General features: G+C 62.8%; 25 protein-coding genes and 3 pseudogenes. 20 read left to right on the forward strand and 8 right to left on the reverse strand.

All coding sequences use genetic code 11. From position 1 onward, the window contains the following. Window positions 1-99: 99 nt before the first annotated feature. Genes AC5QPF_RS16595 through pedF form a run of 3 tightly spaced genes read right to left on the reverse strand, consistent with a single transcriptional unit; the run spans window position 100 to window position 2,232 of the window. Window positions 100-1,026, reverse strand: a complete 927-nt coding sequence (locus AC5QPF_RS16595) for a quinoprotein relay system zinc metallohydrolase 1 (protein WP_494958934.1) — start codon at window positions 1,024-1,026, stop codon at window positions 100-102. Between the two features lie 8 nt (window positions 1,027-1,034). Continuing rightward, window positions 1,035-1,766 (reverse strand): quinoprotein dehydrogenase-associated SoxYZ-like carrier, encoded by a 732-nt coding sequence (locus AC5QPF_RS16600; protein ID WP_494964188.1) that lies wholly within the window; start codon window positions 1,764-1,766, stop codon window positions 1,035-1,037. A 28-nt stretch (window positions 1,767-1,794) separates the two neighbouring features. Then, entirely contained in the window at window positions 1,795-2,232 is a 438-nt protein-coding gene (gene pedF / locus AC5QPF_RS16605; RefSeq protein WP_494958935.1) for a cytochrome c-550 PedF, read from the reverse strand. A 354-nt stretch (window positions 2,233-2,586) separates the two neighbouring features. Between pedF and exaA the strand changes: the two genes are divergently transcribed. Further along, window positions 2,587-4,374, forward strand: coding sequence for a quinoprotein ethanol dehydrogenase (gene exaA / locus AC5QPF_RS16610; RefSeq protein WP_494964189.1), 1,788 nt, complete (start codon window positions 2,587-2,589; stop codon window positions 4,372-4,374). Window positions 4,375-4,552: 178 nt separating this feature from the next. Then, complete coding sequence (locus AC5QPF_RS16615; RefSeq protein ID WP_494958936.1) at window positions 4,553-5,209, forward strand: pentapeptide repeat-containing protein; 657 nt, start codon at window positions 4,553-4,555, stop codon at window positions 5,207-5,209. 186 nt (window positions 5,210-5,395) lie between these two features. Here the strand turns inward: AC5QPF_RS16615 and AC5QPF_RS16620 are convergent, their stop codons facing one another. Then, a complete protein-coding gene (locus AC5QPF_RS16620; RefSeq protein ID WP_494958937.1) occupies window positions 5,396-6,013 on the reverse strand; it encodes a response regulator in 618 nt (205 codons plus the stop codon). Between the two features lie 158 nt (window positions 6,014-6,171). Between AC5QPF_RS16620 and AC5QPF_RS16625 the strand changes: the two genes are divergently transcribed. From AC5QPF_RS16625 to AC5QPF_RS16680, 12 genes are all read left to right on the forward strand, one after another. Beyond that, complete coding sequence (locus AC5QPF_RS16625) at window positions 6,172-6,714, forward strand: rhodanese-like domain-containing protein (RefSeq protein WP_494958938.1); 543 nt, start codon at window positions 6,172-6,174, stop codon at window positions 6,712-6,714. A gap of 48 nt (window positions 6,715-6,762) precedes the next feature. Beyond that, window positions 6,763-7,428 (forward strand): response regulator, encoded by a 666-nt coding sequence (locus AC5QPF_RS16630; protein ID WP_494958939.1) that lies wholly within the window; start codon window positions 6,763-6,765, stop codon window positions 7,426-7,428. Between the two features lie 532 nt (window positions 7,429-7,960). Beyond that, complete coding sequence (locus tag AC5QPF_RS16635; RefSeq protein ID WP_494958940.1) at window positions 7,961-9,028, forward strand: 3-deoxy-7-phosphoheptulonate synthase; 1,068 nt, start codon at window positions 7,961-7,963, stop codon at window positions 9,026-9,028. A 120-nt stretch (window positions 9,029-9,148) separates the two neighbouring features. After that, complete coding sequence (locus tag AC5QPF_RS16640) at window positions 9,149-9,430, forward strand: peptidylprolyl isomerase (RefSeq protein ID WP_064304619.1); 282 nt, start codon at window positions 9,149-9,151, stop codon at window positions 9,428-9,430. A 75-nt stretch (window positions 9,431-9,505) separates the two neighbouring features. Then, on the forward strand, window positions 9,506-11,326 hold the full coding sequence (locus tag AC5QPF_RS16645; RefSeq protein ID WP_494958941.1) for an ABC transporter substrate-binding protein: 1,821 nt from the start codon (window positions 9,506-9,508) through the stop codon (window positions 11,324-11,326). Next, window positions 11,323-12,375, forward strand: coding sequence for a microcin C ABC transporter permease YejB (locus AC5QPF_RS16650; protein ID WP_494958942.1), 1,053 nt, complete (start codon window positions 11,323-11,325; stop codon window positions 12,373-12,375). The genes AC5QPF_RS16645 and AC5QPF_RS16650 overlap by 4 nt, the downstream gene beginning before the upstream one ends. Beyond that, on the forward strand, window positions 12,376-13,398 hold the full coding sequence (locus AC5QPF_RS16655) for a microcin C ABC transporter permease (protein WP_494958943.1): 1,023 nt from the start codon (window positions 12,376-12,378) through the stop codon (window positions 13,396-13,398). Between the two features lie 12 nt (window positions 13,399-13,410). Then, the gene (locus AC5QPF_RS16660) at window positions 13,411-14,802 is read left to right on the forward strand and encodes a sigma 54-interacting transcriptional regulator (RefSeq protein WP_494958944.1); all 1,392 of its coding nucleotides are present in this window, start codon (window positions 13,411-13,413) and stop codon (window positions 14,800-14,802) included. Between the two features lie 268 nt (window positions 14,803-15,070). Further along, window positions 15,071-16,462, forward strand: a complete 1,392-nt coding sequence (locus AC5QPF_RS16665; protein ID WP_494958945.1) for a GntP family permease — start codon at window positions 15,071-15,073, stop codon at window positions 16,460-16,462. A 12-nt stretch (window positions 16,463-16,474) separates the two neighbouring features. After that, window positions 16,475-17,245: a 3-hydroxybutyrate dehydrogenase gene (hbdH, locus tag AC5QPF_RS16670; protein ID WP_494958946.1), complete on the forward strand. Its 771-nt coding sequence runs from the start codon at window positions 16,475-16,477 to the stop codon at window positions 17,243-17,245. Between the two features lie 139 nt (window positions 17,246-17,384). Then, complete coding sequence (locus AC5QPF_RS16675) at window positions 17,385-19,346, forward strand: acetoacetate--CoA ligase (protein ID WP_494958947.1); 1,962 nt, start codon at window positions 17,385-17,387, stop codon at window positions 19,344-19,346. Window positions 19,347-19,384: 38 nt separating this feature from the next. After that, the gene (locus AC5QPF_RS16680; protein WP_316922615.1) at window positions 19,385-19,660 is read left to right on the forward strand and encodes a peptidylprolyl isomerase; all 276 of its coding nucleotides are present in this window, start codon (window positions 19,385-19,387) and stop codon (window positions 19,658-19,660) included. On the opposite strand, the gene AC5QPF_RS16685 is transcribed toward AC5QPF_RS16680, so the two are convergent. After that, window positions 19,657-19,950, reverse strand: a complete 294-nt coding sequence (locus AC5QPF_RS16685; RefSeq protein ID WP_494958948.1) for a DUF1652 domain-containing protein — start codon at window positions 19,948-19,950, stop codon at window positions 19,657-19,659. The genes AC5QPF_RS16680 and AC5QPF_RS16685 overlap by 4 nt on opposite strands. A gap of 146 nt (window positions 19,951-20,096) precedes the next feature. Here AC5QPF_RS16685 and AC5QPF_RS16690 point away from each other — a divergent pair, with 146 nt between their 5' ends. The 3 genes from AC5QPF_RS16690 to AC5QPF_RS16700 are packed head-to-tail and all read left to right on the forward strand — an operon-like array spanning window position 20,097 to window position 22,583. Continuing rightward, window positions 20,097-21,203, forward strand: a complete 1,107-nt coding sequence (locus AC5QPF_RS16690) for a hypothetical protein (RefSeq protein WP_494958949.1) — start codon at window positions 20,097-20,099, stop codon at window positions 21,201-21,203. Between the two features lie 3 nt (window positions 21,204-21,206). Then, complete coding sequence (locus tag AC5QPF_RS16695; protein ID WP_494958950.1) at window positions 21,207-21,776, forward strand: LemA family protein; 570 nt, start codon at window positions 21,207-21,209, stop codon at window positions 21,774-21,776. Window positions 21,777-21,800: 24 nt separating this feature from the next. Further along, window positions 21,801-22,583, forward strand: a complete 783-nt coding sequence (locus AC5QPF_RS16700) for an ATP-grasp domain-containing protein (RefSeq protein ID WP_494958951.1) — start codon at window positions 21,801-21,803, stop codon at window positions 22,581-22,583. Here the strand turns inward: AC5QPF_RS16700 and AC5QPF_RS16705 are convergent. Beyond that, window positions 22,580-22,843 (reverse strand): annotated as a pseudogene (locus tag AC5QPF_RS16705) (LysE family translocator); the annotation flags it as partial. The gene AC5QPF_RS16700 and the pseudogene AC5QPF_RS16705 overlap by 4 nt on opposite strands. Before the next feature lie 235 nt (window positions 22,844-23,078). Between AC5QPF_RS16705 and AC5QPF_RS16710 the strand changes: the two are divergent. Then, window positions 23,079-23,594 (forward strand): GNAT family N-acetyltransferase, encoded by a 516-nt coding sequence (locus AC5QPF_RS16710; protein ID WP_494958952.1) that lies wholly within the window; start codon window positions 23,079-23,081, stop codon window positions 23,592-23,594. Window positions 23,595-23,748: 154 nt separating this feature from the next. Beyond that, window positions 23,749-24,654 carry a hypothetical protein gene (locus AC5QPF_RS16715; RefSeq protein ID WP_494958953.1) on the forward strand — a complete coding sequence of 302 codons (906 nt, stop codon included), beginning with the start codon at window positions 23,749-23,751 and terminating at the stop codon, window positions 24,652-24,654. Window positions 24,655-24,678: 24 nt separating this feature from the next. Here the strand turns inward: AC5QPF_RS16715 and AC5QPF_RS16720 are convergent, their stop codons facing one another. Further along, a complete protein-coding gene (locus AC5QPF_RS16720; RefSeq protein WP_494964190.1) occupies window positions 24,679-24,750 on the reverse strand; it encodes a DUF4113 domain-containing protein in 72 nt (23 codons plus the stop codon). Then, a pseudogene (locus AC5QPF_RS16725) lies at window positions 24,750-25,085 on the reverse strand (Y-family DNA polymerase); the annotation flags it as partial. The pseudogene AC5QPF_RS16725 and the gene AC5QPF_RS16720, both read right to left, overlap by 1 nt. 2 nt (window positions 25,086-25,087) lie before the next feature. Between AC5QPF_RS16725 and AC5QPF_RS16730 the strand changes: the two are divergent. Next, a pseudogene (locus AC5QPF_RS16730) lies at window positions 25,088-25,495 on the forward strand (SOS response-associated peptidase family protein); the annotation flags it as partial. Between the last annotated feature and the right edge of the window lie 37 nt (window positions 25,496-25,532).

Here is a 25,532-nt window from a genome sequence, read left to right on the forward strand (position 1 = left end):
TAGGGCCCTATCGCGGGCAACGCCCGCTCCCACCGGGTTTTGTGTCGCCTCGAACATTGTGGGAGCGGGCGTTGTCCGCGATGAGGCGCTCGAGCCGGGCTACTGTTCAACCCGCGCCATCGCCGCCTGCTCATAGCGCGGATACAGGTGGGTGACACTGCGGATCAACTCATACTGGCTCAGCCTCACCGCCGCGAACCGCTCAGGAATCGGCGTGGCGATCACCTCGTTCATGTCCAGCCCGTTGGCCGCACTGTCACGCAGCAGGTCGTCCAGCCAGCCCAGGTAATCGACCATCTGGTCGAACGGCCCGCGGTCGGTGCTCACCGGCCCGTGCCCCGGCACCAGCACCTTCCAGGGTAAACCCTGCAACTGCTGCAGATCATCCACCCACTGCGCCAGCCCGGGACTGTGCGGCGTGGTCAACGCCCGCTGGTAGAACAGCAGGTCCCCGGCGAACAGCACGCCGGTCTTCTCGTCCAGCACCGCCAGGTCCGCACCGCTATGCCCGCTGAAGGCCAGCAGACGCAGCGGATGGCTTCCAAAAGTCTTCACCCCTGGCTCCAGTACCTGCTCCGGCAGCCGCACCTCGGTGCCGCGCATCCAGTCGCCAACCATGCGGTACATGTTCTCCGCCAGGGCATCGCCCTCCTTCGCCAGTTGCTCCCGGGTCCCCGCCAGGGCACCGATCGGCACACCGGCGAAGGCCTGGTTGCCCAAGGCGTGATCCGGGTGATGGTGGGTGATCAGCACCTGAACCACCGGCTTGTCGGTGACCTTGCCGATCGCTTCGCGCAGGGCCTGGCCGTAGCGCAGCGAAGGGCCGCTGTCGATCACCACGACCCCGGCCTCGCTGACGATGAACCCGGTATTGACGATATTGCCGCCATTGTCCCGGGAGAAATTCTCGGTGCTGCCCTCCAGCACCCAGGTGTCCGCCGCCACCTGGCGCGGCTGCAGATGGTAATCCAGCGCCGCCAGGCTCGGCAGGCTGACAAGGCTCAACAGGCACAGCAAAGCACGCATCCGGGACCTCATTCGATGGCGGCGTCGAAGGCATTGCCGTTGTTGTCGCGCAGGCTCAAGCGTACGGGACCGGGGCGGCGCAGGTCGAACGACAGGCTGGGGTTCTCGCTCACGGCCGGGAACAGTTCGAGGGTCGCCAGGGACTGGCCTGCGGCGTCGAACAGTTCGGCGTGCTCGATGAAGAATTCCGGGATCCCGGCCATCAGGCCGTTGTCCATGGGGTGCGACACCGACAGGCGCAAGCGGCTGTAGTCCTCGCGCGGGTAGCGCCCGCCCAGCACCTGGCCGAGGCGCTCTTCCCAACCGGGCTGGCTGCGCACCACGCTGGGTGCGGTACAGCCACCGCCAGCGGCATCGATCAGCGTCGAGCCGACATGCCAGATTCCATCCTCGGTCTGCACGGCGGCACGCAGCGCGGTGGCCTGCTCGATGCGGATGCGCACCGCCAGCCATGGCAGCACCTGCGGCCCCGGGGCGAAGTCGACGATCCTGGGGATCGGGTTGAGCTCGGCCCAGACCAGCATGCGCCTGACGGTTCCCGGCAGTTCGCGGGCATCCACCTGCAGCGGCACTTGCCGGGCGTCCTCGGCGAACGGCGGCGCGATGACCTTGACCCGCTGGTCGAAGCGGTACTGTTCATCGCCAATCCATTGTTTACGGTAGAACTCCCACATCACCGAGGGCACCGGGTCGGGGCCCGGATCCAGGGCGTATGCCGGGGCGCCCAGATACAGCGCCATCAGCAACAACGGCACCCGGCCCATGACATCACTCCTCGACGCGGACGCTGTCCAGGTAGGTACGGATGGCCCAGAGCGCTTCCTGGCTCAGGTAGTCGGCCATTTTCGGCATGTATACGCGGCCGTCGCGCACCGAACCGTGGCGCACCCGCTCGACGAACCATTCGTCACCGCTGGCGCCTTCGTCGAGCATCCGCAGGTCCGGGGCGATGCCGCCGGACTTGGCTTCCAGGCCGTGGCAGGCGGCGCAGTTCATGTTGTAGGCCGAGGCGCCGATACTCAGAGCTTCGTCGTGGTCCTTGCCGGTGCGATAGGGGTTTTCGGTCCGCCATTCCTCACCCAGCTTCTCCAGGTTGCCGGTGTTCACCGCACTCGGCGTCACGTTGCCGTGGGCCAGGACCGCTCCGGTGCTGATCAGGCCGGCCATGAACACGGCGCCCAGCAAGGCGTTCTTTACTGTTGTCATTGTTTTGCCCTCGACTACTTCAGGTTGCACGATTTGCACGCGAAAACCTCTCTGGCGAAAGGTTCTGGCGGCCATCTTAGGAAGCACCCGGGAACGCCCCCATGCTGCTTTGGTGGTCGCGTCCTAGTCCGTTGGTAGTAGGGCTTGTGGGGCAGTGCCAAATCATGCCCGACCTGGGAAGTTTTCCCGGCAAGGGCGGGATTTTTTCCGTATCTCGGGAGGGGCTGGCGTTCCAGTCTATGCAGGCCAAAACCTCCATTGGGAAACACCAACATGACAATAAGATCGTTACCCGCCGCTCTCTCCCCTTTGTCCCTGGCCGTGCAGGCCGTGCTGCTGGTCGGTACCCTGGCAATGGCCCCTGCCCATGCCAAGCCGGTGACCTGGGAAGACATCGCCGACGACCACAAGACCACCAACAACGTACTGCAGTACGGCATGGGCACCAACGCCCAGCGCTGGAGCACGCTGACCGCGGTCAACGACAAGAACGTGTTCAAGCTGACCCCGGCCTGGTCGTACTCCTTCGGCGACGAGAAGCAGCGTGGACAGGAGTCGCAAGCGATCGTCAGCGACGGCGTGGTCTACGTCACCGGTTCCTACTCGCGGGTGTTCGCCCTCGACGCCAAGACCGGCAAGCGCCTGTGGACCTACAACCACCGCCTGCCGGACAACATTCGCCCTTGCTGTGACGTGGTCAACCGCGGCGCGGCGATCTTCGGCGACAAGATCTACTTCGGCACCCTCGACGCCCAGGTCGTCGCCCTGAACAAGGACACCGGCAAGGTCGTCTGGAAGAAGAAGTTCGGCGACCACTCCGCCGGCTACACCATGACCGGCGCCCCGACCCTGATCAAGGACGGCAAGACCGGCAAGGTCCTGCTGATCCACGGCAGCTCCGGTGACGAATTCGGCGTGGTCGGCCAGTTGTATGCCCGCGACCCGGAAACCGGTGAAGAAGTCTGGATGCGTCCGTTCGTGGAAGGCCACATGGGCCGCCTGAACGGCAAGGACAGCACCCCGACCGGCGATGTGAAAGCACCGTCCTGGCCGAACGATCCGACCACCGAGACCGGCAAGGTCGAAGCCTGGAGCCACGGCGGCGGTGCCCCTTGGCAGAGTGCGAGCTTCGACGCCGAGACCAACACCATCATCGTCGGCGCCGGTAACCCGGGCCCGTGGAACACCTGGGCACGAACTTCGAAGGACGGCAACCCGCACGACTACGACAGCCTCTACACCTCCGGCCAGGTCGGCGTCGACCCGAGCACCGGCGAGGTCAAGTGGTTCTACCAGCACACGCCGAACGATGCCTGGGACTTCTCCGGCAACAACGAGCTGGTGCTGTTCGACTACAAGGACAAGGACGGCAAGCAGTACAAGGCCACCGCCCACGCCGACCGCAATGGCTTCTTCTATGTGGTCGACCGTACCAACGGCAAGCTGAAGAACGCCTTCCCGTTCGCCGACAACATCACCTGGGCCAGCCATATCGACCTGAAGACCGGTCGTCCGGTGGAAAACGAAGGCCAGCGTCCGCCAAAGCCCGAGCCAGGCCAGACCAAGGGCAAGCCAGTGGAAGTCTCGCCACCGTTCCTCGGCGGCAAGAACTGGAACCCGATGGCCTACAGCCAGGACACCGGCCTGTTCTACGTGCCGTCGAACCAGTGGAAAGAGGAATACTGGACCGAGGAAGTCAACTACAAGAAAGGCTCGGCCTACCTGGGCATGGGCTTCCGCATCAAGCGCATGTATGAGGACCACGTTGGTTCCTTGCGCGCCATGGACCCGACCACCGGCAAGATGGTCTGGGAACACAAGGAGCGCCTGCCGCTCTGGGCTGGTGTACTGGCGACCAAGGGCAACCTGGTGTTCACCGGGACCGGTGATGGCTACTTCAAGGCCTTCAACGCCAAGACCGGCGAAGAGTTGTGGAAATTCCAGACGGGCAGCGGCATCGTCTCCCCGCCCATCACCTGGGAACAGGACGGCGAGCAGTACATCGGCGTGACCGTCGGCTACGGCGGCGCGGTACCGCTGTGGGGCGGCGACATGGCCGAGCTGACCAAGCCAGTGGCACAGGGTGGTTCGTTCTGGGTGTTCAAGATCCCGAGCTGGGATACCAAGACCGCGCAGCGCTGATCCGAGTCAGGCAAGGGGGTGCTGAGCCCCCTTGCCTCTTCTGCAACGCGGTCCTTGTGGGAGCTGGCTTGCCAGCGATGAGGCCCTGCCTGACACCCTTGTGTCGGACCTGATGGCCCGATCGCTGGCAAGCCAGTTCCCACAGGGATAGCGGCGTCCATGAATGAAGGAGCTATCCATGAAATACCTCCCGCTACTCCTCACCCTCGCCATCACCCCCGCCTTTGCCGTCATTGCCGACGATGGCGCCGACGACCAGCCGCTGATCGTCAACGGCTGCGTGATCCAGCCGGAAAGCCAGTGCCCGGGCGCCAACCTCGAAGGCGCGGACCTGAACAACCAGGACATGCACAAGATGAACCTGGCCGGTGCCAACCTGAAGAACGCCGACCTGCGCCATGCCAACCTCGACATGGCCAATCTGGAGAAAGCCCGGTTGCAGGGCGCCAACCTCAACCGCGCCAGTCTGCAGCAGACCAACCTGCGCATCGCCGACCTCACCGGCGCCAGCCTGATCGCCACCCAGGCCTGGGGCATGTTCGCCCAGGGGGCGAAATTCAATGATGCCAACCTCAGCGGCGCCTACCTGGAATTCGCTCGCCTGTCCGGAGCCAAGCTGCACAACAGCAACCTGCAGGCTGCCGACCTGGAGATGACCTGGCTCAGTCGCGCCGACCTGCTAGGGGCCAACCTGGCGGACGCCAACCTGCAGGAAGCCAAGTTCGGTGAAAGCAACCTGGAAAAGGCTGACCTGCGCGGGACCCGCAAGCATTACGCGAATTTCCAGGATGCCAATATGGAGGGGTGCAAGGGGTGTCCCAAGACCTGGGACTGACCACGCCAGCCATGCGGGCTGCGCTGTCGCGCAGAGAATAAGGGTCGAATGCTCTACGCGAACCTTGTGGGAGCGGGTTTACCCGCGATTGCGGTAGTGAACTCACCATTGCAATCGCGGGTAAACCCGCTCCCACAAGGTCCCTGCTAAATCAATGAGTTATGTGTTGTTCTATGAGAGTTCGCGTCATGCGGCGATGCGCAGCAATCCGGTCTCGATCGCCAGATGCACCAGCTCCGCATGGGAGCTCACCTGCAACTTGCTCTTCAACACCGTGAGATAGTTGGACACGGTCTTCCCGCTCAAACACAGATGCTCGGCAATCATCCGCATCGACGTGCCCTTGGCCAGCATCAGGAAGATCTCGGTCTCGCGCTGGGTCAACCCGGTCAATCGCGCGTGCTGCGGCTGAGTCGCCAGTTGCGTGGCCAGGGCCTGCTCGATATAGGCATGCCCGGCCAACACCCGACGCACGGCTTCCAACAACGTCGCCGAGGCTACGGCCTTGGACAGGAAACCACAGGCCCCGGCATCCAGCGCCTGGCGCACCAGACCCAGCTCGGTATGTTCGCTGAAGAACAGCACGCGCAATTGCGGCAGACGCTGGCGTAACCTGCGGGTGGTCTCCAGGCCGCTGATCCCGGGCAGATCGAAGTCCATCAACACCAGCCCCGGCACCTGCTCCTGCACCCGCAACAAGGCTTCCTCGCCGGATGCGGCTTCACGCACGGGCAGCTCGGCGCTGAGGACCGCAGCCAGGCCGAGGCGCATCATGGGGTGGTCGTCGACCAGCAGGATATCCATCGGCGTCATTCCTTGTTGTTATCGCCATGCCCCATGCTAGAGCGCTCGTCGGCCCCATCGCCTACTACTTTGGTAGCGCTTTTGCTGTCGATGGTCGCATTCACAAAGCCGTGCGACTGACCTGTAATGACGGCATAACAAAAATGAGACTGCCGATCATGCTGCCTCGCGTCCTGCCTACCCTCCTCGGCCTGGCTCTGTCCGGCCTGCTCGCCAACGCTGTCCTGGCCGATACCCCACTGTTCTCCGCCGACGGCTACCGCACCGGCCTGTACCGCAGCCCGACTCCGGCCAGCGCCGACGTCGCGCAGACCGTCGACACCGCCCAGGTGCAAGCGCTGTCCAAGGAAAATGCCCTGCTGATCGACGTGTACAAGCGTCCCTGGCTCAACGGCCAGTTCATCGAAAGCGAAGCCCACGCCAACCTGCCCGACAGCCACTGGCTTCCCAACACCGGCGATGGCCAACTGGACGCCCAGTGGGCCAACTACTTCAGCCGCCACCTCGACCGTCTCAGCGCCGGCGACCGCGCCCGGCCCATCATCTTCTACTGCCGCTCCGACTGCTGGCTGAGCTGGAACGCCGTGCGCCGCGCCACCGCGCTGGGCTACTCGCGCCTGTACTGGTACCGTGATGGCCTGGATGCCTGGGAGGCCGCCGGCCTGCCGGTGGTCGCCGCCACGCCCGAGGTGTTTCCCTGACCAACGCTGTTCCTGCGGTCTTCGCCAAAAACAATAAGGTGCAAAGCCATGTACAAGATTCTGATCGCCGACGACCATCCGCTGTTTCGCGAAGCCATCCATAACGTCATCAGCGACGGCTTCCCCGGTAGCGAAGTGATGGAAACCGCTGACCTGGACAGCGCCCTGGCGCTGACCGGCGAACACGACGATCTCGACCTGATCCTGCTCGACCTGAACATGCCCGGCATGCACGGCCTGGGCGGCCTGATCAACCTGCGCAACGAGGCGCCGACCATCCCGGTGGTGATCGTCTCCGCCGAACAGGACAAGCAGATCGTCCTGCAAGCCATCACCTACGGCGCGGTGGGCTTCATCACCAAGTCCTCGCCGCGCTCGCAGATGACCGAGGCCATCGAGCAGATCCTCAACGGCAACGTCTACCTGCCGCCGGACATCATCCGCACCCAGAAGAGCGGCACCCGCCGCAGCCAGAACGAACCCCAGGGCTTCGCCCCGGAACTGCTGCAGGCCCTGACCCGCAAGCAGTTGCTGGTGCTGGAACGCATGACCAAGGGCGAGTCCAACAAGCAGATCGCCTACAACCTGGACATCGCCGAGACCACGGTCAAGGCCCACGTCTCGGCGATACTGCGCAAGCTCAACGTGCACAACCGCGTGCAGGCGATCCTCAGTGCCGGGGATATCGACTTCACCGCGTACCTGCGTCGTTAGGAATAATTAATCGTTTCGATCGAAATTAATCGTTGAAACACGTAGTTACGCTGAAGTAAGCTCGAACGCATTCAACAGGAGCACGCCATGCACCACGCCACCCACATCCACGCACAACGCACTGCTCGCCTCGCGCGTGCTGAAGCGTCCGTGGCTGTTCGCGGCGCAAGCGCTCCGTATTACTTCGGGTATTGGTTTAGCCACAGGCGCCGCTGATACCCACACCGGCGCCCACTAACAGGGCCGCCGCGCACGAGAACTCTCGAACCCCCGGACGGCCCAGCCCTCCGGGGGTTTTGTTTTTGGGTCCGTTTACACCGACATCACTGAGGAATCGAACATGAACTACGCCACTTCCTACCGTTACCAAAGCTCTGCCTGGCGATTTAGCCACTGCCGTTCGGGCCAGCCTGCCGCCTCCGACCGGACCACAACAGGTGGCGAACATGCACTCACACGAATCTGTCGAACACAGCGATAGGGCCGAAGACGCGGGACAGAACACCCGCCTTCCGCCCAAGGAATCCCGAACATGCAAGCGAACACCCAGGCACTGCCACTGAACACCCCTGCCGCAGCCAACACCGCCGTCAGCCTGCGTCTGCCCAGCCCCGTGCAACTCAAGCAGCAGTTGCCCCTTTCCCCGGCCCTCGCGGCCCAGGTCACGCAACACCGCCAGGCGGTGAAGAACATTCTCGACGGTCATGACCCGCGCCTGCTGGTGGTGGTCGGCCCCTGCTCCCTGCACGATCCCCGTTCCGCCCTGGAATACGCCGAGCGCCTTGCCGAGCTGTCCCGACAGGTGGACGACCAGCTGTTGCTGGTGATGCGCGCCTACGTGGAAAAACCCCGTACCACGGTCGGCTGGAAAGGCCTGGCCTACGACCCGCACCTGGACGGCAGCGACGACATGCACGGCGGCCTGCGCCTGTCCCGGCAACTGATGCTGGACATGCTGCGCCTCGGCCTGCCGGTGGCCACTGAACTGCTGCAGCCGATGGCGGCTGGCTACTTCGACGACGTGCTGAGCTGGGCGGCGATCGGTGCACGCACCACCGAGTCGCAGATCCACCGCGAGATGGTCAGCGGCCTGGGCCTGCCGGTGGGCTTCAAGAACGGCACCGATGGCGGCGTCGGCATCGCTTGTGATGCGATCCGCAGTGCGGCCCATCCGCATCGGCATTTCGGTATCGATGCCCAAGGGCATCCGGCGATCGTCGAGACTCTGGGCAATCCGGATACGCACCTGGTATTGCGTGGCGGCCACAAGGGCCCGAACTACGACGCGGTGAGCGTCGAGCAGGCGCGCCAAGGGCTGGCCAAGGGTGGGATCGCGGCGCGGATCATGGTGGATTGCAGCCATGCCAACAGTGGCAAGGATCCGCTGAAGCAGCCGGCGGTGTTCGCCGAGGTGATGGAACAGCGCCTGGCAGGTGACCGGTCGCTGGTGGGGGTGATGATCGAGAGTCATCTGTTCGATGGGTGCCAGGCGCTGGGCAAGGGGGCACTGAAATACGGCGTGTCGATTACCGATGGCTGCCTGGGCTGGGAGGGGACCGAAGCCATGTTGCGCAAGGCGGCAGGCCAGTTGCGCGGCTGAATGAGCGCCTCGGACCCGCTCCGACAAGGTCCGTGTCGCTCGCATGTCCTACAAGGTTTCAGGAGAAATCACCCACCAATTGCGGTAGGCTCTGGCTTTTCATCTATCAGGAGTTTCCCCATGGCCCGAGCCACTGCCCGCCACATCCTCGTCAGCAGCGAAGACAAGTGCAACGAACTGAAAGCACAGATCGAAGCCGGCGCGGACTTCGCCGAAGTCGCCAAAGCCAACTCCACCTGCCCGTCCAGCCGCCAGGGCGGTGACCTGGGTTCGTTCGGTCCGGGCCAGATGGTCAAGGAATTCGACACCGTGGTGTTCAGCGCACCGATCAACGTCGTGCAGGGTCCGGTGAAGACCCAGTTCGGGTATCACCTGCTGGAAGTGACCAGCCGTCAGGACTGATCGGTCTTGATTCGTTCCATCGCCAGGGGCTGCGTTGCAGCCCTTCGCGAGCAAGCTCGCTCCCACAAGGGAACAGTGTTGCTCCTTGCCTCGTTTTTCTGCCATTCGATCCAAGCCGCACCGACCCACGCCCTCACCGTCTACGGTGAAGCGCCGCGTTACCCCGCCGGCTTCCAGCATTTCCAGTACACCAACCCTGACGCCCCAAAGGGCGGCAGCCTGCGCCGCTCGGCCATCGAGATCGGCCAGTTCGACCATATCCTTCCTTATATCGACAAGGGCATCGGCGTCAGCGAGATCGACGGCTGGCTGTATTCGCCCCTGGCCGTGCGCTCGCTGGACGAGCCGTACACCGTCTATGGCCTGGTAGCCCGACGCATGGAACGGGCCGACGATGGCCTGTGGCTGCGCTTCTATCTCGACCCCAAGGCACGCTTCGCCGACGGCCAGCCGATCCGCGCCGAGGACGTGCGCTTCACCTACGACCTGCTGCTGCGCGACGGCAATCTGAAATACCGCACCCAGTTCGCCGATGTCGCCGGCGTGGTGGTGGAGTCGCCGACCCAGGTGCGCTTCGACTTCAAGACCAACCAGAACCGCACCCTGGCCCTCGACCTGGCCTCCCTGCCCGTGCTGCCGGAACACTGGTGGAAAGGTCGCGACTTCGCCAACGGCGGCGGTTTCGAGGCGCCGCTGGGCAGCGGGCCGTACAAGGTCGGCCGAATCGACAACGGCCGCAGCATCACCTTCGAGCGCGACCGCGACTGGTGGGGCAAGGACCTGCCGGTCAACCGCGGCCGCTACAACTTCGACCAGATGCGCATCGAGTACTTCGGCGATACCGACGTGGCCCGCCAGGTCCTGCGTGGCGGCGGCTACGACTACAACCGCGAGTTCTCCGCCACCGGCTACACCATCGGCTACGCCGGCCCGGCCCTGGAGGACGGCCGCCTGCAACGCGCACACCTGGCGAAAGAAGCGCCGCAGAACGCCCAGGGCTATGTGTTCAACCTGCAGCGCCCGGTGTTCCAGGACCGCCGCGTGCGCCAGGCCATCGCCCTGCTCTGGGACTTCGAGTGGAGCAACCGGCGGATGATGCGCGACATGTACATCCGCCAGCAGAGCTACTTCGCCAACAGTCCGCTGGCCGCCCGTGAGCTGCCCGACGCCGAGGAACTGAAACTGCTGGAGCCGCTGCGCGGGCAGATCCCCGACGAGGTCTTCAGCCAAGTGTTCCACGCGCCAGTAACCGACGGCTCCGGGATCATCCGCGACAAGCAACTGCAAGCCCTGGCCCTGTTGCAGGACGCCGGCTGGCGCCCGGACGGCGATCGCCTGGTCAATGCCCAGGGCGAGCCGCTGAGCTTCACCTTCCTCAACGGCCAGAACGGCATGGAGCGCCTGCTGCTGCCATGGAAGCGCACCCTGGCGCAGATCGGCATCGACATGCAGATCCGCCGGGTCGATTCGGCGCAGTACGTCAACCGCCTGATGGCCCGGGACTACGACATGATCGTCACCGGCTACCCGGTCACCACCTCGCCTGGGCTGGAGCTGTACAGCTACTTCGGCTCGGCGTCGGCCAACGATCCGGGCTCGAACAACTTCATGGCCCTGAAGAACCCGGCCGTGGACAGCCTGATCGACGGGCTGGTGCGGGCCAGCACCCAGGCCGACATGCAGCGCCATGCTCACGCCCTCGACCGGGTGCTGCAATGGAACTACTACTGGATTCCCAACTATTACCCGCCAGGCACGTCCAGCGTGTGGTGGAACCGCTTCGGCCTGCCCAAGGTCCCGGCCGCCAATGATCCGGCGCTGGACACCTGGTGGGAAGTCAGCCCCACCGCCCTGACCAACGAACAGATGGCAGAACGTACGAAGGGCAAGCCATGACCGCCTATATCCTGCGGCGCCTGCTGCTGATCATCCCGACCCTGCTGGTGATCCTGCTGGTCAACTTCGTCATCGTCCAGGCGGCCCCGGGCGGCCCGGTGGAACAGGCCATGGCGCGGCTGCAAGGCATTGGCGGCGGCGCGCCGGGCGCAGGCTCGGTACAGTTGGACTCGCGGGCCAGCCGCGGCCTCGACCCGGCCCTGCTGGAAACCATCAAGAAACAGTACGGCTTCGACAAGTCGGCACCGGAACGCCTGTGGCTGATGCTCGGCAACTACGCCCGCCTGGATTTCGGCGACAGCTTCTTCCGCGGCGCCAAGGTCACCGACCTGATCCTAGACAAGATGCCGGTAACTCTGTCCCTGGGCTTCTGGGCCACCCTGATCACCTACCTGGTGTCGATCCCCCTCGGCATCCGCAAGGCGGTGCGCCACGGCAGCGTGTTCGATGCCTGGAGCAGCAGCCTGATCGTCATCGGTTATGCCCTGCCCTCGTTCCTCTTTGCCCTGTTGTTGATCGTGCTGTTCGCCGGCGGCACCTCGCTGAACTGGTTCCCGGTGCGCGGGCTGGTCTCGGAGAACTTTGCCGAGCTGAGCCTGATCGGCAAGGTCGCCGACTACTTCTGGCACCTGGTGCTGCCGGTGGGCGCGCTGGTAATCGGCGGCTTCGCCACCCTGACCCTGCTGACCAAGAACGCCTTCCTCAACGAGATCACCCGCCAGTACGTAATCACCGCCAAGGCCAAGGGCCTTACCGAGCGCCGTGTGCTCTACGGCCATGTGTTCCGCAACGCCATCCTGCTCGTGGTGGCCGGCCTGCCCCAGGCGCTGATCACGGTATTCTTCGCCGGCTCCCTGATGATCGAGGTGATCTTCTCTCTCGATGGCCTCGGGCGCATGAGCTACGACGCCGCGGTCAGCCGCGACTACCCGGTGGTGTTCGGCTCGCTGTTCATCTTCACCCTGTTCGGCCTGCTGATCCGCCTGGTCGGGGACATCTGCTACACCTTCGTCGATCCGCGCATCGACTTTGCCGCGAGGGCGCACTAGATGCTGCGTCTTTCGCCGGTCAGCCAGCGCCGCTGGCAACGTTTTCGCAGTAACCGCCGGGGCTGGTTCTCGCTGTGGGCCTTTGCCGCGCTGCTGACCCTGAGCCTGGGGGCCGAGCTGATCGCCAACGACAAGCCGCTGCTGCTGGGCTACCAGGGCAGCCTGTATTTCCCGGCGTTCAAGCGCTACACCGAGCAGGAGTTCGGCGGCCAGTTGCCGTTCCAGCCGGACTACCGCAGCCAGTACGTGCGCGAACTGATCGAGGGCAAGGGCGGCTGGATGCTGTTCCCGCCGGTGCCGTTCAGTGCCGATACGCCCAACTACGATTTGCAGGTGCCGGCGCCGAGCCCGCCCACCGCGAGCAACTGGCTGGGCACCGACGACCAGGCCCGCGACGTGCTGGCGCGGGTGCTGTACGGCACCCGGGTGTCGATCCTGTTCGCCCTGGCGCTGACCGTCATCAGCACGGTGATCGGCGTCGCCGCCGGCGCCCTGCAGGGCTACCACGGCGGCTGGGTCGACCTGCTCGGCCAGCGTCTGCTGGAGGTTTGGTCGGGGTTGCCGGTGCTGTACCTGCTGATCATCCTCAGCGGTTTCGTCGAACCGAATTTCTGGTGGCTGCTGGGGATCATGGCGCTGTTTTCCTGGCTGGCCCTGGTGGACGTGGTGCGCGCCGAGTTCCTGCGTGGGCGCAACCTGGAATACGTGCAGGCGGCGCGGGCCCTGGGCCTGCCGGACCGCCTGGTGATCCTGCGGCATATCCTGCCCAACGCCATGAACGCCACCCTCACCTACCTGCCGTTCATCCTCACCGGGGCGATCTCGACCCTCACCGCCCTGGACTTTCTTGGCTTCGGCATGCCTGCCGGCAGCGCCTCCCTGGGCGAGTTGGTCAACCAGGGCAAGCAGAACCTGCAAGCCCCATGGCTGGGCTTCACCGCCTTCTTCGCCTTGGCGCTGATCCTCACCCTGCTGGTATTCATCGGCGATGCCCTGCGCGAAGCCTTCGACCCCCGCGCCTGACAAGGACGCCCCATGCACGACAGCGACAACCTCAAGGACTACCAGCGGGTCCGGCGCCTGGCGATCAAGTCGCTGTTCGAGATCATCGAGCAGTCCAGCGAAGGCACGGTGATCGTCGACCGCGATGCACGCATCGTCTGGATGAACGAGCGCTATGCCCGACGCTTCGGTCTGAGCGATGCCAGCGCCGCCATCGGCCAGCCCTGCGAGCAGGTGATCCCCGGCAGCCTGATGCGTGACGTGGTCACCCAGGGCCGCCCGGCCCTGCTGGACATGCTCGACACGCCGAAGGAGCCGCTGGTGGTGATGCGCCTGCCGATCCATGACGCCGGTGGCGAGGTGATCGGCGCCATCGGCTTCGCCCTGTTCGACGAACTGCGCAGCCTGTCGCCACTGCTCAAGCGCTACTCCAGCATGCAGCAGGAACTGGCTTCGACCCGTTCGCTGCTGAGGGCGCGGCAGGCCAAGTACAGCTTTAACCAGTTCATCGGCACCAGCGCGGCCAGCCTGGAAGTGAAACGCCGGGCCCGGCGCGGAGCGAGCAGCGACTCGCCGGTGCTGCTGCTCGGCGAGACCGGCACCGGCAAGGAACTCCTGGCCCACGCCATCCACGCCGCCTCGCCGCGGGCGCACAAGGCCTTCGTCAGCGTCAACAGCGCGGCGATTCCCGAGACCTTGCTGGAAGCCGAGTTCTTCGGCACCGCCCCGGGCGCCTTTACCGGCGCCGAGCGCAAGGGCCGCGCCGGCAAGCTGCAACTGGCCGAAGGCGGCACGCTGTTCCTCGACGAGATCGGCGACATGCCGCTGCCGTTGCAGAGCAAGCTGCTGCGGGTGTTGCAAGAGAAGGAGTACGAGCCGGTAGGCTCGAACCAGATGCTGCACAGCGATGTGCGGGTGATTGCCGCCACCTCGCGGGACTTGCAGGCGGCCATGGCACGGGGCGAGTTTCGGGCCGACCTGTATTACCGTCTGAACGTGCTGCCCATCGAGGTCCCTGCGTTGCGCGAGCGGATCGAGGATTTGCCGGCGTTGACCGAGGCGATCCTCGAAGACCTGGGCAGTCGGCATGAGCTGGAGGATGAGGCCCTGGCCCTGCTCGGGCGGCATGCCTGGCCGGGGAATATCCGTGAGTTGAGGAATGTGCTGGAGCGGGCGACCCTGCTGGCGGACCGAGCGTTGCTGGGGGGGGCGGAGATCGAGTCGGCGTTGGGGAAACTGATGCCGCGAGGGGTGGAGGAGCCGGTGCAGGGGTATCGCGAAGCATGCGAGGCGTTCGAGCGGGAGTTGCTGCAGAAGGCACTGGCGCGGTGTGCCGGAAATGTGCCGGAGGCCGCGAAGCAGCTGGGGTTGGGGCGCTCGACCCTGTACAAGAAGCTGGTGGCTTTGGGCATCCAGTCTCAATAAGGAGAATTCAATCTCATTTCAGAGACCAGGGGCGGACCCTGTGGGGTTCACCCACGATTGCGATGGTGAATTCAATGCCGTCATCGCGGGTAAACCCGCTCCCACAGGGTTCGCGGCGCATCTCGATGTCTCCGCTCAGAGACAAGATCGATCAGCCGAATCAAAGAGTGACCAGTTTTCCCAGGTAAATCAGCCACTTAACCAATTGGCACAGTCCCTGCTATCTCCTTGCCACCAACAAAAACAAGATCCACCAAGGAGACACCCGATGAGCGTAATCATCGCCCTCGCAGCCCTGGCGCTGCTGATGCTGGCGGCCTATCGCGGCTACAGCGTCATTCTCTTCGCCCCCATTGCCGCACTCGGCGCAGTCCTGCTCACCGAGCCGTCCGCCGTGGCACCTGCCTTCACCGGGGTGTTCATGGAAAAGATGGTCGGTTTCATCAAGCTCTACTTCCCGGTGTTCCTGCTCGGCGCGGTGTTCGGCAAGCTGATCGAGCTGTCCGGTTTCTCCCGCTCCATCGTCGCCGCCGCCATCCGCCTGCTCGGCACGCGCCAGGCCATGCTGGTGATCGTGCTGGTCTGCGCCCTGCTCACCTACGGCGGCGTGTCGCTGTTCGTCGTGGTGTTCGCGGTCTATCCGTTCGCCGCCGAGATGTTCCGCCAGAGCAACATCCCCAAGCGCCTGATCCCGGCGACCATCGCCCTTGGCGCGTTTTCCTTCACCATGGACGCCCTGCCCGGCACCCCGCAGATCCAGAACATCATCCCCAGTACCTTCTTCAACACCACCGCCTGGGCGGCGCCGTGGCTGGGCCTGATCGGCACCCTGTTCGTGTTCTGCACCGGCATGCTCTACCTGCAACGCCAGCGCAACAAGGCCCTGCGCGCCGGCGAAGGCTACGGCACCGAGCTGCGCAACGAACCGGAAACCGCCGATGACCTGGAACTGCCCAACCCGTTGCTGGCCCTGTCGCCGCTGCTGCTGGTGGGCATCATGAACCTGCTGTTCACCCACTGGATTCCCGAGTGGTACGGCAAGAGCCACAGCCTGCAACTGCCGGGCATGGCCGCGCCGGTCCAGACCGATATCGCCAAGCTCACCGCCATCTGGGCCGTGGAAGCGGCGTTGCTGCTGGGCATCCTGTTGGTGCTGGTCGCCGGGTTCAAGGCGATCAAGAGCCGCCTCGCCGAGGGCACCAAGAGCGCGGTCGGCGGCGCCCTCCTGGCGGCGATGAACACTGCCTCGGAATACGGCTTCGGCGCGGTGATCGCCTCGCTGCCGGGCTTCCTGGTACTGGCTGATGCACTGCGGGCGATTCCCAATCCGCTGGTCAACGAAGCCATTACCGTCACGCTGCTGGCCGGTATCACCGGCTCGGCCTCCGGTGGCATGAGCATCGCTCTGGCGGCGATGTCCGACAGCTTCATCGCCGCCGCCCACGCCGCCAATATCCCGCTTGAAGTGCTGCACCGCGTCGCCGCCATGGCCAGCGGCGGCATGGACACCCTGCCCCACAACGGCGCGGTGATCACCTTGCTGGCGGTCACCGGGCTGACCCATCGCGAGGCCTACAAGGACATTTTCGGCATTACCCTGATCAAGACCCTGGCGGTGTTCGTCGTGATCGCCACCTTCTACGCCACCGGCATCGTTTGAGGACCTGACTGCATGAAACTTTCCGGAAAAACCGCACTGGTCACCGGCTCCACCAGCGGCATCGGCCTGGGCATCGCCCGGGTCCTGGCCGAGGCCGGCGCCGACATCCTGCTCAATGGTTTTGGCGACCCGGCCATGGCGCTGGCCGAGGTCGGCCAGTTCGGCACCAAGGTCCGGCATCATCCTGCCGATCTGGGCGATGTCGCCCAACTGGAAGCGCTGTTTGCCTTTGCCCAGCGGGAGTTCGGTGGGGTAGATATCCTCGTCAACAACGCCGGGATCCAGCATGTGGCGCCAGTGGACGAGTTCCCGGTGGAGCGCTGGGACGCGATCATCGCGGTGAATCTGTCTGCGGTGTTCCACTGCACGCGCCTGGCCCTGCCGGGGATGCGCGAGCGTGGATGGGGGCGGATCATCAACGTCGCCTCGGTGCATGGCCAGGTGGGCTCGGTGGGCAAGGCGGCGTATGTGGCGGCCAAGCATGGAGTGATCGGGCTGACCAAGGTGGTCGGCCTGGAGACCGCCACGACCGCGATTACCTGCAACGCCATCTGCCCGGGCTGGGTGCTGACGCCACTGGTGCAGAAGCAGATCGACGATCGGGCGGCCAGTGGGGTCGATCCACGGCAGGCGCAGCATGACCTGCTGGCGGAGAAGCAGCCGTCGCTGGCGTTCGTCACGCCGGAACATCTGGGGGAATTGACGCTGTTCCTGTGCAGTGAGGCGGGTAGCCAGGTGCGGGGCGCAGCGTGGAATGTCGATGGTGGCTGGCTGGCCCAATAAGCCCTGGCACCACGACCCTTGTGGGAGCGGGTTCACCCGCTCCCACAGGGTCCGCGCATGATCAATCGATTCTATGGTTCGCCCTCGGAAACGATGGGGCTAGACTCAAGGCATTGACAGACCACCAGGAAAACTCGGCATGAACCCAGTGCTCTGGCGCCCGGACGCGGCGCGTATTCAGGCCAGCCGGATGGATCGCTTCCGGCGCGCAATCAATCAACGCCACGGCCTCGCCCTGGCCGACTACGCCGACCTGCACCGCTGGAGCATCGACCAGCGCCCGGCCTTCTGGCAGGCCCTGGTCGAAGAATTCGCCGTGCACTGGCAACAACCACCCCACAGCGTGCTCGAAGAAGGCCCCCACATGCCTGACGCGCGCTGGTTCCCCGGCGCCACCCTGAACTTCGCCGAACACCTGCTGCGCCGCCGCGACAACGCCACCGCACTGGTCTCCATCCGCGAAGACGGCCAGCGCACCACCCTCACCTTCGCCGAACTGGCCGCTCAGGTCGCCGGCCTGCAACAGGCATTCAAGGCCGCCGGCATCGGCGCCGGCGATCGCGTCGCCGCCTGCATGCCCAACACCTGGCACACCGTGGTCGCCATGCTCGCCGCCACCAGCCTCGGGGCCATCTGGTCCAGTTCCTCGCCAGAATTCGGCACCCAGGGCATCGTCGAGCGCTTCGGCCAGATCGAACCGAAACTGCTGCTGGTCTGCGCCGGCTACCAGTACGCGGGCAAGTCGCTGTCCCAGGTGAACAAGCTCAACGAAGTGCTGGCCGCCCTGCCCGGCCTGGAGCAGTTGCTGGTAGTGCCCTACACCCAGCCGGACATCCGCCTGGACGCCTTCCATACCCCCGCACGGGCCAGCCTGTGGGACGACTTCTTCAGCCCGGACGGCGATCCCGGGTTCGTCGCCCTGCCCTTCGATCATCCGCTGTACATCCTCTATTCCAGCGGCACCACCGGCGTGCCCAAGTGCATCGTCCACCGTGCCGGCGGCGTGCTGCTGCAACACCTCAAGGAACACGGCCTGCACAACGACCTCGGTGAGCAGGACTGTCTGTTCTACTACACCACCTGCGGCTGGATGATGTGGAACTGGCTGGTCAGCGGCCTGGCCCTGGGCGCGACTCTGGTGTTGTACGACGGCTCGCCGTTCCACCCCGGTCCCGAGCGCCTGCTGGACCTGATCGATGCCGAGGGCATCAGCGTGTTCGGCACCAGTGCCAAGTACCTCGCGTCCCTGGAGCAGGCTGGCCTGCAGCCGCGTACCAGCCATCGCCTGGAGCGCCTGCGCCTGCTGCTGTCCACCGGTTCGCCGTTGTCCCCCCACAGCTACGACTACGTCTACCGCGAGGTAAAGCCCGATATCTGCCTGACTTCGATGTCCGGCGGTACCGATATCGTCTCCTGCTTCGTGCTAGGCAACCCGACTCTGCCGGTGCGCCGCGGCGAAATCCCGTGCAAGGGCCTGGGCATGGCTGTCGAGGTGTGGAATGAACAGGGCCAGGCGGTGCGGGAGGAAAAAGGCGAGCTGGTCTGCACCCGGCATTTCCCGGCGATGCCCCTGGGCTTCTGGCATGACCCGGACGGCGAGCGCTTCAAGGCCGCCTATTTCAACCAGTTCCCCGGCGTCTGGTGCCAGGGCGACTACGCCGAGGAATTCCGCGACGGCGGCCTGGCCATCCATGGTCGTTCGGATGCCGTGCTCAATCCCGGCGGCGTACGCATCGGCACGGCGGAGATCTACCGGCAGGTGGAGAAGGTCGAGCAGGTGCTGGACAGCGTCGCCATCGGCCAACAGTGGCGGCACGACGTGCGCGTGGTGCTGTTCGTCCGCCTGGCCGACGGCGTACAACTGGATGACGCCCTGCAAGCACGGATCCGCCAGGTCATCCGCGCCAACACCAGCGCCCGCCATGTACCGGCGGTGATCGTGCAGGTGGCGGACATCCCGCGGACCATCAGCGGCAAGATCGTCGAGCTGGCGGTGCGCAACGTGGTGCACGGGCTGCCGGTGAAAAACACCGACGCCCTGGCCAACCCGCAAGCACTGGAGCATTTTCGTGACCGCATCGAGCTGCGCGATCAGGCATAATCGCCGGCTTTTACTTGCAACCCCGAGGCACCCGCATCATGAAAGCACAGGCCCGTCACATCCTGGTCAAGACCGCCGAAGAGGCCGAGCAGCTCAAGCAACGCATCGCCAAGGGCGAGGCTTTCGACGTGCTGGCGAAGAAGCACTCGATCTGCCCGTCGGGCAAGCGCGGTGGCGACCTGGGCGAGATCCGCCCGGGGCAGATGGTGGGGGCGATCGACCAGGTGATCTTCAAGAAACCGCTGCGCACGGTGCATGGGCCGATCAAGAGCAAGTTCGGCTATCACCTGGTGCAGACGTTCTATCGGGACTAGCTGGCATCGCGCAAAGGCACGACTACCTGCTTGTCCAGCAGGTCGCAGCGCATGCGGCTCACCAGGCTGGCAATTGCCCGGCTGCTGTCCAGTTGCTCGGGGCGGATGCCGGTGACCTGCAGGTCGAAATGCTGAGAACCGCGGTTGAACAGCTGCACGGTCAAGGAATGATCGGCCGCCTGGGTGCAGCGGCAACGGACGGGCAAGAAACTCTTCTCGATGATATCGCGCAGTTCCAGCGTAGATAGCATTTCCATGTCTCCCGGGCAGTTGAGGGGCCGCAGCTCCATGCTTGCAGCGCGTTCTCAATCCTAGGCCAGCGGATTGGATCCGGTCAGATTATTTCCCGATAAGGCGCGGGGTTTACTGCGGTGATGGTTTATCATCCGCCGCAGATTGGCCTTTGGCCATGTTTCAGGGAACGAAGAGAGCCGTCATGGGTAACGCGACACACAATGCGCGACTGAAGGCATTGATCCAGAGCGTCGAGGGCGCCATCAGTCCTGAAAGCAACAAGGACGAACTGCTGGCTGCGGTGCAGCAGGTCCGCGACTTCAAGGAAGCGCTGCAGTTCGACAACTCCACGCCCAAGACCCTCGGCCTGGGCAGCCTCGCTGTCATCGTCGCGGCCATTGCCTTCGGCCAGTGGGCGCCGCTCGAGGCCAAGGCCTGGCTCACCCGGTTGTTCGGCATGCAGTACGGGGAATCGCTGAGCCTGGTCGGCGCGGTCGCGCTGGTGGTGATGATCGCCAGCTTCATCTTCATGCGCGTGCGCTCGAACCGCTTGCACAAGGTCTCCGAGGACATCGCCCGCTACTCGTCATGGGACACCATCGGTCTCTACAGCATCGATACGCCACGAGAGGTCCTGCTGCAGCGTCTGCTCCAGGACTTCGGCGACTACAATCGCGGCAACTACAGCCGCGAAATCACCTCTGCCGCAAACGCCGTGTATCCAGGCGCAGTCCATGAGCTGCCCTACGCCTATTACCAGTTGCACTACGTCAACAAGCGCATCGTCACCACCACCGAATCCGACGGCAAGGGCGGCACCCGCACCGTGACCAAGACCGTCTACGACCATTACGACCGCTACAGCCTGGTGATCGACTTCCCGTGGGTAGAGGGTGTCACCGCGCAGACCACGGGCGGCAGCGCACTGAACTTCGAGCACCGTCACGACACCGCGTCCAGCGAGTTCAACAAGGCCTTCACCCTGAGCGGCGGCACGCGCATGGCCTGCGCGAAGTTCGCCAAGCCGGTCACCGTCCTGCACCTGCTGGCCATGCACAAGCACTTTCGCGGCATGAACCTGGAGTTTTCCTGGCACGGCCAGTTGTGCATGAGCTTCGAAGACAGCAACACCCTCGACTTCGACATGCGGTGCGACCTGTCCACCCCGGACGAATTCCACGCCTGGATCGATGAGGGCGTGCGCCTGCCCCACCTGGAAAATGCCCTGGCCATGGTCCACACCCTGGCCGAGCAGCACGACGACAACTTCAACCTGCCGAACACGGCTGCCCATCAAAAGGAATATTGAGTCATGAGTTCGACCCTGGTCACCCTGCTGGTCATCGCCGCGGTTGTCGCGATCGTGGTGATTTCCCTCTACAACTCCATCATCGGCGGCGCCAACCGCGCCCAGCGCGCCTGGTCCGACGTACTCACCTACGAACGGCAGAAGACCCGCGTGCTTGACGCCCTGCAGCAACAGGTGGGCAGCTACAAGGAATACGAGCAGAAGATCCTCACCGACATCACCCGCTTGCGCAGCGCCATTCATGGCCTGCCGGACCAGGCCAACGGCCAGTCGCTGGTCGGCTCGCAGCAGGCCACCCGGGAACTGCTCAACGACCTGCGCGTGGTCTTCGAGGCCTACCCGGACCTGAAGGCCGCCGAGGTGGTCAACAACCTGATGCGCGAAATCGCCGAGCAGCAGGAGAACGTCGGCGCGGCGGTGGTGATCTTCAACGGCGAGGTGGAGCGGTTCAACAATACGATCCAGATGTTCCCGGGGTCGCTGGTGAACGGGATGCTGAACAAGAAGAGCGCGATCGTGCCGTTTTCCGATTCGGAGGCTTCGCGGAGTTTCGAGTACAAACCCAATTTCTGATTGTCGTCATGGAGCGAAGACAGCATGCGCCTTCTGTACCCGAGTGATCCGTTCGATAAAAGGCGTCCTGACGAGCAGTACGCCGAAGAACATGACGCGATGGTGGCAGCCGGATTGTTGGCGTCGTTGTTTTCCTTCGAAGATTTCGAAGCCGGCACTTTCCGTCCCTCCCCAGCCCTGGAATCGGGCGAACCGGTGCTCTATCGGGGCTGGATGCTTACTCTCGATGCCTATGCCCAGCTGGTCGAGCAGTTGCTGGAAAAAGGTGGCGTGATGATCACCAGCCCCACGCAGTACCGCCATTGCCATTACCTGCCGGAGTGGTACCCGACGCTGGCCGTCCATACCAGCGAAACCCGCGTCCTTGCGAGCGATGCCGACTTCGTCCAGGCGCTGCAAGGGCTAGACTGGCCGGGCTATTTCATCAAGGACTATGTGAAATCCTTGAATACCGGCAGCGGTAGCCTGGTAGACACCACGGAACAGATCGCCCCGCTGGTCGATCGGATGCGCCAGTATCGCGGCCAGGTCGAGGGCGGGATCTGCGTCAGGTGCCGGGAGGAGTATCTGGAGGAAACCGAGCGGCGCTATTTCGTATTGCACGGAACGGCACATGGCGTCGAGGGTGAGGTACCGGAGCTGGTGAACGACTGCGCCCGCGTGATCGACAGTCCGTTCTTTTCCGTGGATGTCGTACTCAGGTCGGATGGCGTGTTGCGGCTGGTCGAGCTGGGAGACGGACAGGTATCGGATCGCAAGGAGTGGTCGGCGGAGCGCTTCGCGTGGTTGTTGAGCAGCGCGAATTAGCGCCTGGCGGCGAGCAGACCTAACCCGGCGCAACTCAGTAGCGCGGCACTGACCCGGTTGAACAGGCGCCGCGGCCCCGGCTGGTTGAACCATCGCTGCAGATACGCCCCCAGCCAGGCATAGATGGCGATGGCAAACCACTCCAGCAGCAGGAACATCACGCCCAGCCACAGGAACTGTTCGCTCACGGGCACCTCGCTGTTCATCACCACGAACTGCGGCAGGAAGGCGGTGAAGATCAGGATCGCCTTGGGATTGCCCAGTGATGATCAATATAAATCACCTACCGCAGCTACGCCACAGGCGGCCCAGCGCGTGCGCTAACTGGATTTGAATCCTTTCAAGCTACCAGATAGCCTTAGCAAAGCGGGCCAACCCGACCAGCAGTCAATTCAGGAATTCGGGCACGTGTCACGATGCGACGTGAGCTATCACCTAGTACCTATTGTGCACCTGGCCTAGTAACCATTAAACACAGACCCAAGGAATCAACATATGGATATGGCAGATCCGCATATTGGAATGGTTTCATTCCAGGAAGCCCTTCTCAATAACGCACTCCAAATAGGCCCTGTTAAAGGCCATAACGACCTCTATAGCCATATCGACCAGCCGGAGCCGGGCACTGTTCGCCTTACCTATGCAAGACTAAGCAAAGACATGAAAGAGGTACAGTCTTTTGTTTGTTGCATTATAAATGGATCTGTGAACGGTTACCCCTGCGTGGCTGTTGGATACGCAGTTCCTGAAGCTTTACGCAACAAAGGGTACGCCAAGAGAATATTAGAAGATGTGGTCCATGACCAGGTATACCAAGCTGGACTAAATGGCTTCAAAGAGCTGTACATCGAAGCGGTCATCGACATCGCAAACATCCCATCACAAAAAGTCGCCGAATCGATTCTATTCGGCTCACAAGACCATATAAATGATAAAGCGTCGGGGCGCCCCGCAGTACGTTATACCGCTCATTTCGACACTAAAACCGGTGACCGAATTACGATCGGGTAGAAAAACTCTACGCGCCTAGGCGACGTCTCTCGTCGCTCAGGCCGTCCATTTTCACCTTTCAGTGGTGCGGCAACAAACTCTAATCCATTGAAATTATTTTTATACTTGGGACTCACAACGCAACGTTTATCTGGGCTCTTGCAGAGGATTGACTATGAGAGATATTTGGGAGCCAGTTTCTGGAGTTTTTTTGAAGTCTCAGCCCCTGCTACCAATACCCAACTGGTCAATTGAACTCTGGCCTCTTTTCACAACTATTATCGGCGCCCTAGCTGGTGCCTGGCTGGGTGCTTGGGCTGCACAAAAAATCGCCAAAAATGAAAAAAATCGCGATGAGACCGCTAAAGAGTTTAGAAGCATCAACTCCGCAATGATTATGTCCTACAATATCGCCAACACTTCCATGGTCTTAAAGAAGCAACATCTACGAGACCTCAAAAAAAGTTATGACGACGACATCGAAAAGTACGAGACACTAAAAAAACTTCCTCCCCCACGCCGCTTGGATATATCCCCAAGGTTAATGACTCTAGGAACAATAACCACACCAATCTCTACTTTACAGCAAGTTATTCTAGAAAAAATATCTTCTAACAGCTCCGCCACCAATACAGTTTCGGCCCTAGAAACCGCCATCAACAACTTTAACGGCAGCATCAATCGACACAATGGACTCATAACACAATTTCAAAAGGCAGAATATCCTCAGGGCTATACTTTCGAGCACTTATACTTGGGCATACCAGCAAACGGAAATGTTAACAATATGTATGGCGACACACTACAAGCCTTGTACACATACAATGACGACATTATATTTTTCGCTTTAAAGCTACACGACGACCTTCGCAAGCTTGGATTAAAAGTGCTCCCTACCTACAGGAAAATCACCAAACAGTACGATAGCGATATTCCCGACATCGACCTTACAGAGCCAATTTTGCAAAAACTGATCCCACATCTGGAAGATTATGAGCCGTGGCTTTCCGGCTTTAAAATAAAGCAAACGTCCACGCCTAAATCTAGGTGGTGGTCTAGGCGTCGATGCAGAGATACTTGAGGAATACCTCTTATCGCGTGCTTATCACCAAGAGAATCCCCTCCACAACTGATCGATTCGGGTCGTGTACGACTGGCTCATCATTTCTCGACGCATACCCCAACCAGGATGCTCGTGCACTGCAACACCCGGGCACGAACGTCATGGCCGAACTGGGTGCGGTCGTCCGGGATCCCGGTGAGATCCGCGAAGCATTCGTCGATCGAGTAGACCTCGGACGCTGGCACAATCGACTCGATCAAGGTCATCACCCGCTCGCTCATGTCGCCGTACAGCGCGTAGTTCGACGAGAAGGCGACGATGCCGTGCCGCCTCAACTTCTCCTTGGCCTGGAAGTAAGGCTCACCCATCTTGACGAAGGGCTTTGCGTCATACGATCGAGCAATGACACAGCCGTAATTGTTGCTCAGCACCACGATAGCGGTCTTCGCCGCCGACAGGCCGAGCCTTGGCGCCGGCGAACGGATGGTTCGAGTGGATACGCGACCCGGCCGATGCAAAGCGCAAGCAGCCCTACTACATCTCTGCTGGCGATGATCAGCCGCTTTTCTTTGCAGCGCTTGCAGAAGTCCACCCAGGACTGGAGGTCGACGAGCGCGATGGGTTTGTGATCATCACCGCCGCCACCGACGAAGGGCTCGCCGACATCCATGACCGTAAGCCATTGGTGTTGACACCCAGGGATGCTCTGGAGTGGCTCAACTCAGGTACCTCCGCCGAGCGGGCAGGCGAACTCATTCGTGAAGGATGTCGCCCATCTGATGGCTTCAAGTGGTACCCCGTCTCCAAACAGGTGGGAAATGTCCGAAACCAGAATAAATCATTGATTGATGCTATTTGAATAGACATCAGCTGAAAAAAACCATTATGTTTAGACT

Source organism: Pseudomonas sp. Con_6, from assembly GCF_059379395.1.

Coding starts and splice junctions, on each gene's coding strand:
- AC5QPF_RS16595 (WP_494958934.1), bottom strand. CDS start 1,026: ATGCGTGCTTTGCTGTGCCTGTTGAGCCTTGTCAGCCTGCCGAGCCTG.
- AC5QPF_RS16600 (WP_494964188.1), bottom strand. CDS start 1,766: ATGGCGCTGTATCTGGGCGCCCCGGCATACGCCCTGGATCCGGGCCCC.
- pedF (WP_494958935.1), bottom strand. CDS start 2,232: ATGACAACAGTAAAGAACGCCTTGCTGGGCGCCGTGTTCATGGCCGGC.
- exaA (WP_494964189.1), top strand. CDS start 2,587: ATGGCCCCTGCCCATGCCAAGCCGGTGACCTGGGAAGACATCGCCGAC.
- AC5QPF_RS16615 (WP_494958936.1), top strand. CDS start 4,553: ATGAAATACCTCCCGCTACTCCTCACCCTCGCCATCACCCCCGCCTTT.
- AC5QPF_RS16620 (WP_494958937.1), bottom strand. CDS start 6,013: ATGGATATCCTGCTGGTCGACGACCACCCCATGATGCGCCTCGGCCTG.
- AC5QPF_RS16625 (WP_494958938.1), top strand. CDS start 6,172: ATGCTGCCTCGCGTCCTGCCTACCCTCCTCGGCCTGGCTCTGTCCGGC.
- AC5QPF_RS16630 (WP_494958939.1), top strand. CDS start 6,763: ATGTACAAGATTCTGATCGCCGACGACCATCCGCTGTTTCGCGAAGCC.
- AC5QPF_RS16635 (WP_494958940.1), top strand. CDS start 7,961: ATGCAAGCGAACACCCAGGCACTGCCACTGAACACCCCTGCCGCAGCC.
- AC5QPF_RS16640 (WP_064304619.1), top strand. CDS start 9,149: ATGGCCCGAGCCACTGCCCGCCACATCCTCGTCAGCAGCGAAGACAAG.
- AC5QPF_RS16650 (WP_494958942.1), top strand. CDS start 11,323: ATGACCGCCTATATCCTGCGGCGCCTGCTGCTGATCATCCCGACCCTG.
- AC5QPF_RS16655 (WP_494958943.1), top strand. CDS start 12,376: ATGCTGCGTCTTTCGCCGGTCAGCCAGCGCCGCTGGCAACGTTTTCGC.
- AC5QPF_RS16660 (WP_494958944.1), top strand. CDS start 13,411: ATGCACGACAGCGACAACCTCAAGGACTACCAGCGGGTCCGGCGCCTG.
- AC5QPF_RS16665 (WP_494958945.1), top strand. CDS start 15,071: ATGAGCGTAATCATCGCCCTCGCAGCCCTGGCGCTGCTGATGCTGGCG.
- hbdH (WP_494958946.1), top strand. CDS start 16,475: ATGAAACTTTCCGGAAAAACCGCACTGGTCACCGGCTCCACCAGCGGC.
- AC5QPF_RS16675 (WP_494958947.1), top strand. CDS start 17,385: ATGAACCCAGTGCTCTGGCGCCCGGACGCGGCGCGTATTCAGGCCAGC.
- AC5QPF_RS16680 (WP_316922615.1), top strand. CDS start 19,385: ATGAAAGCACAGGCCCGTCACATCCTGGTCAAGACCGCCGAAGAGGCC.
- AC5QPF_RS16685 (WP_494958948.1), bottom strand. CDS start 19,950: ATGGAGCTGCGGCCCCTCAACTGCCCGGGAGACATGGAAATGCTATCT.
- AC5QPF_RS16690 (WP_494958949.1), top strand. CDS start 20,097: ATGGGTAACGCGACACACAATGCGCGACTGAAGGCATTGATCCAGAGC.
- AC5QPF_RS16695 (WP_494958950.1), top strand. CDS start 21,207: ATGAGTTCGACCCTGGTCACCCTGCTGGTCATCGCCGCGGTTGTCGCG.
- AC5QPF_RS16700 (WP_494958951.1), top strand. CDS start 21,801: ATGCGCCTTCTGTACCCGAGTGATCCGTTCGATAAAAGGCGTCCTGAC.
- AC5QPF_RS16710 (WP_494958952.1), top strand. CDS start 23,079: ATGGATATGGCAGATCCGCATATTGGAATGGTTTCATTCCAGGAAGCC.
- AC5QPF_RS16715 (WP_494958953.1), top strand. CDS start 23,749: ATGAGAGATATTTGGGAGCCAGTTTCTGGAGTTTTTTTGAAGTCTCAG.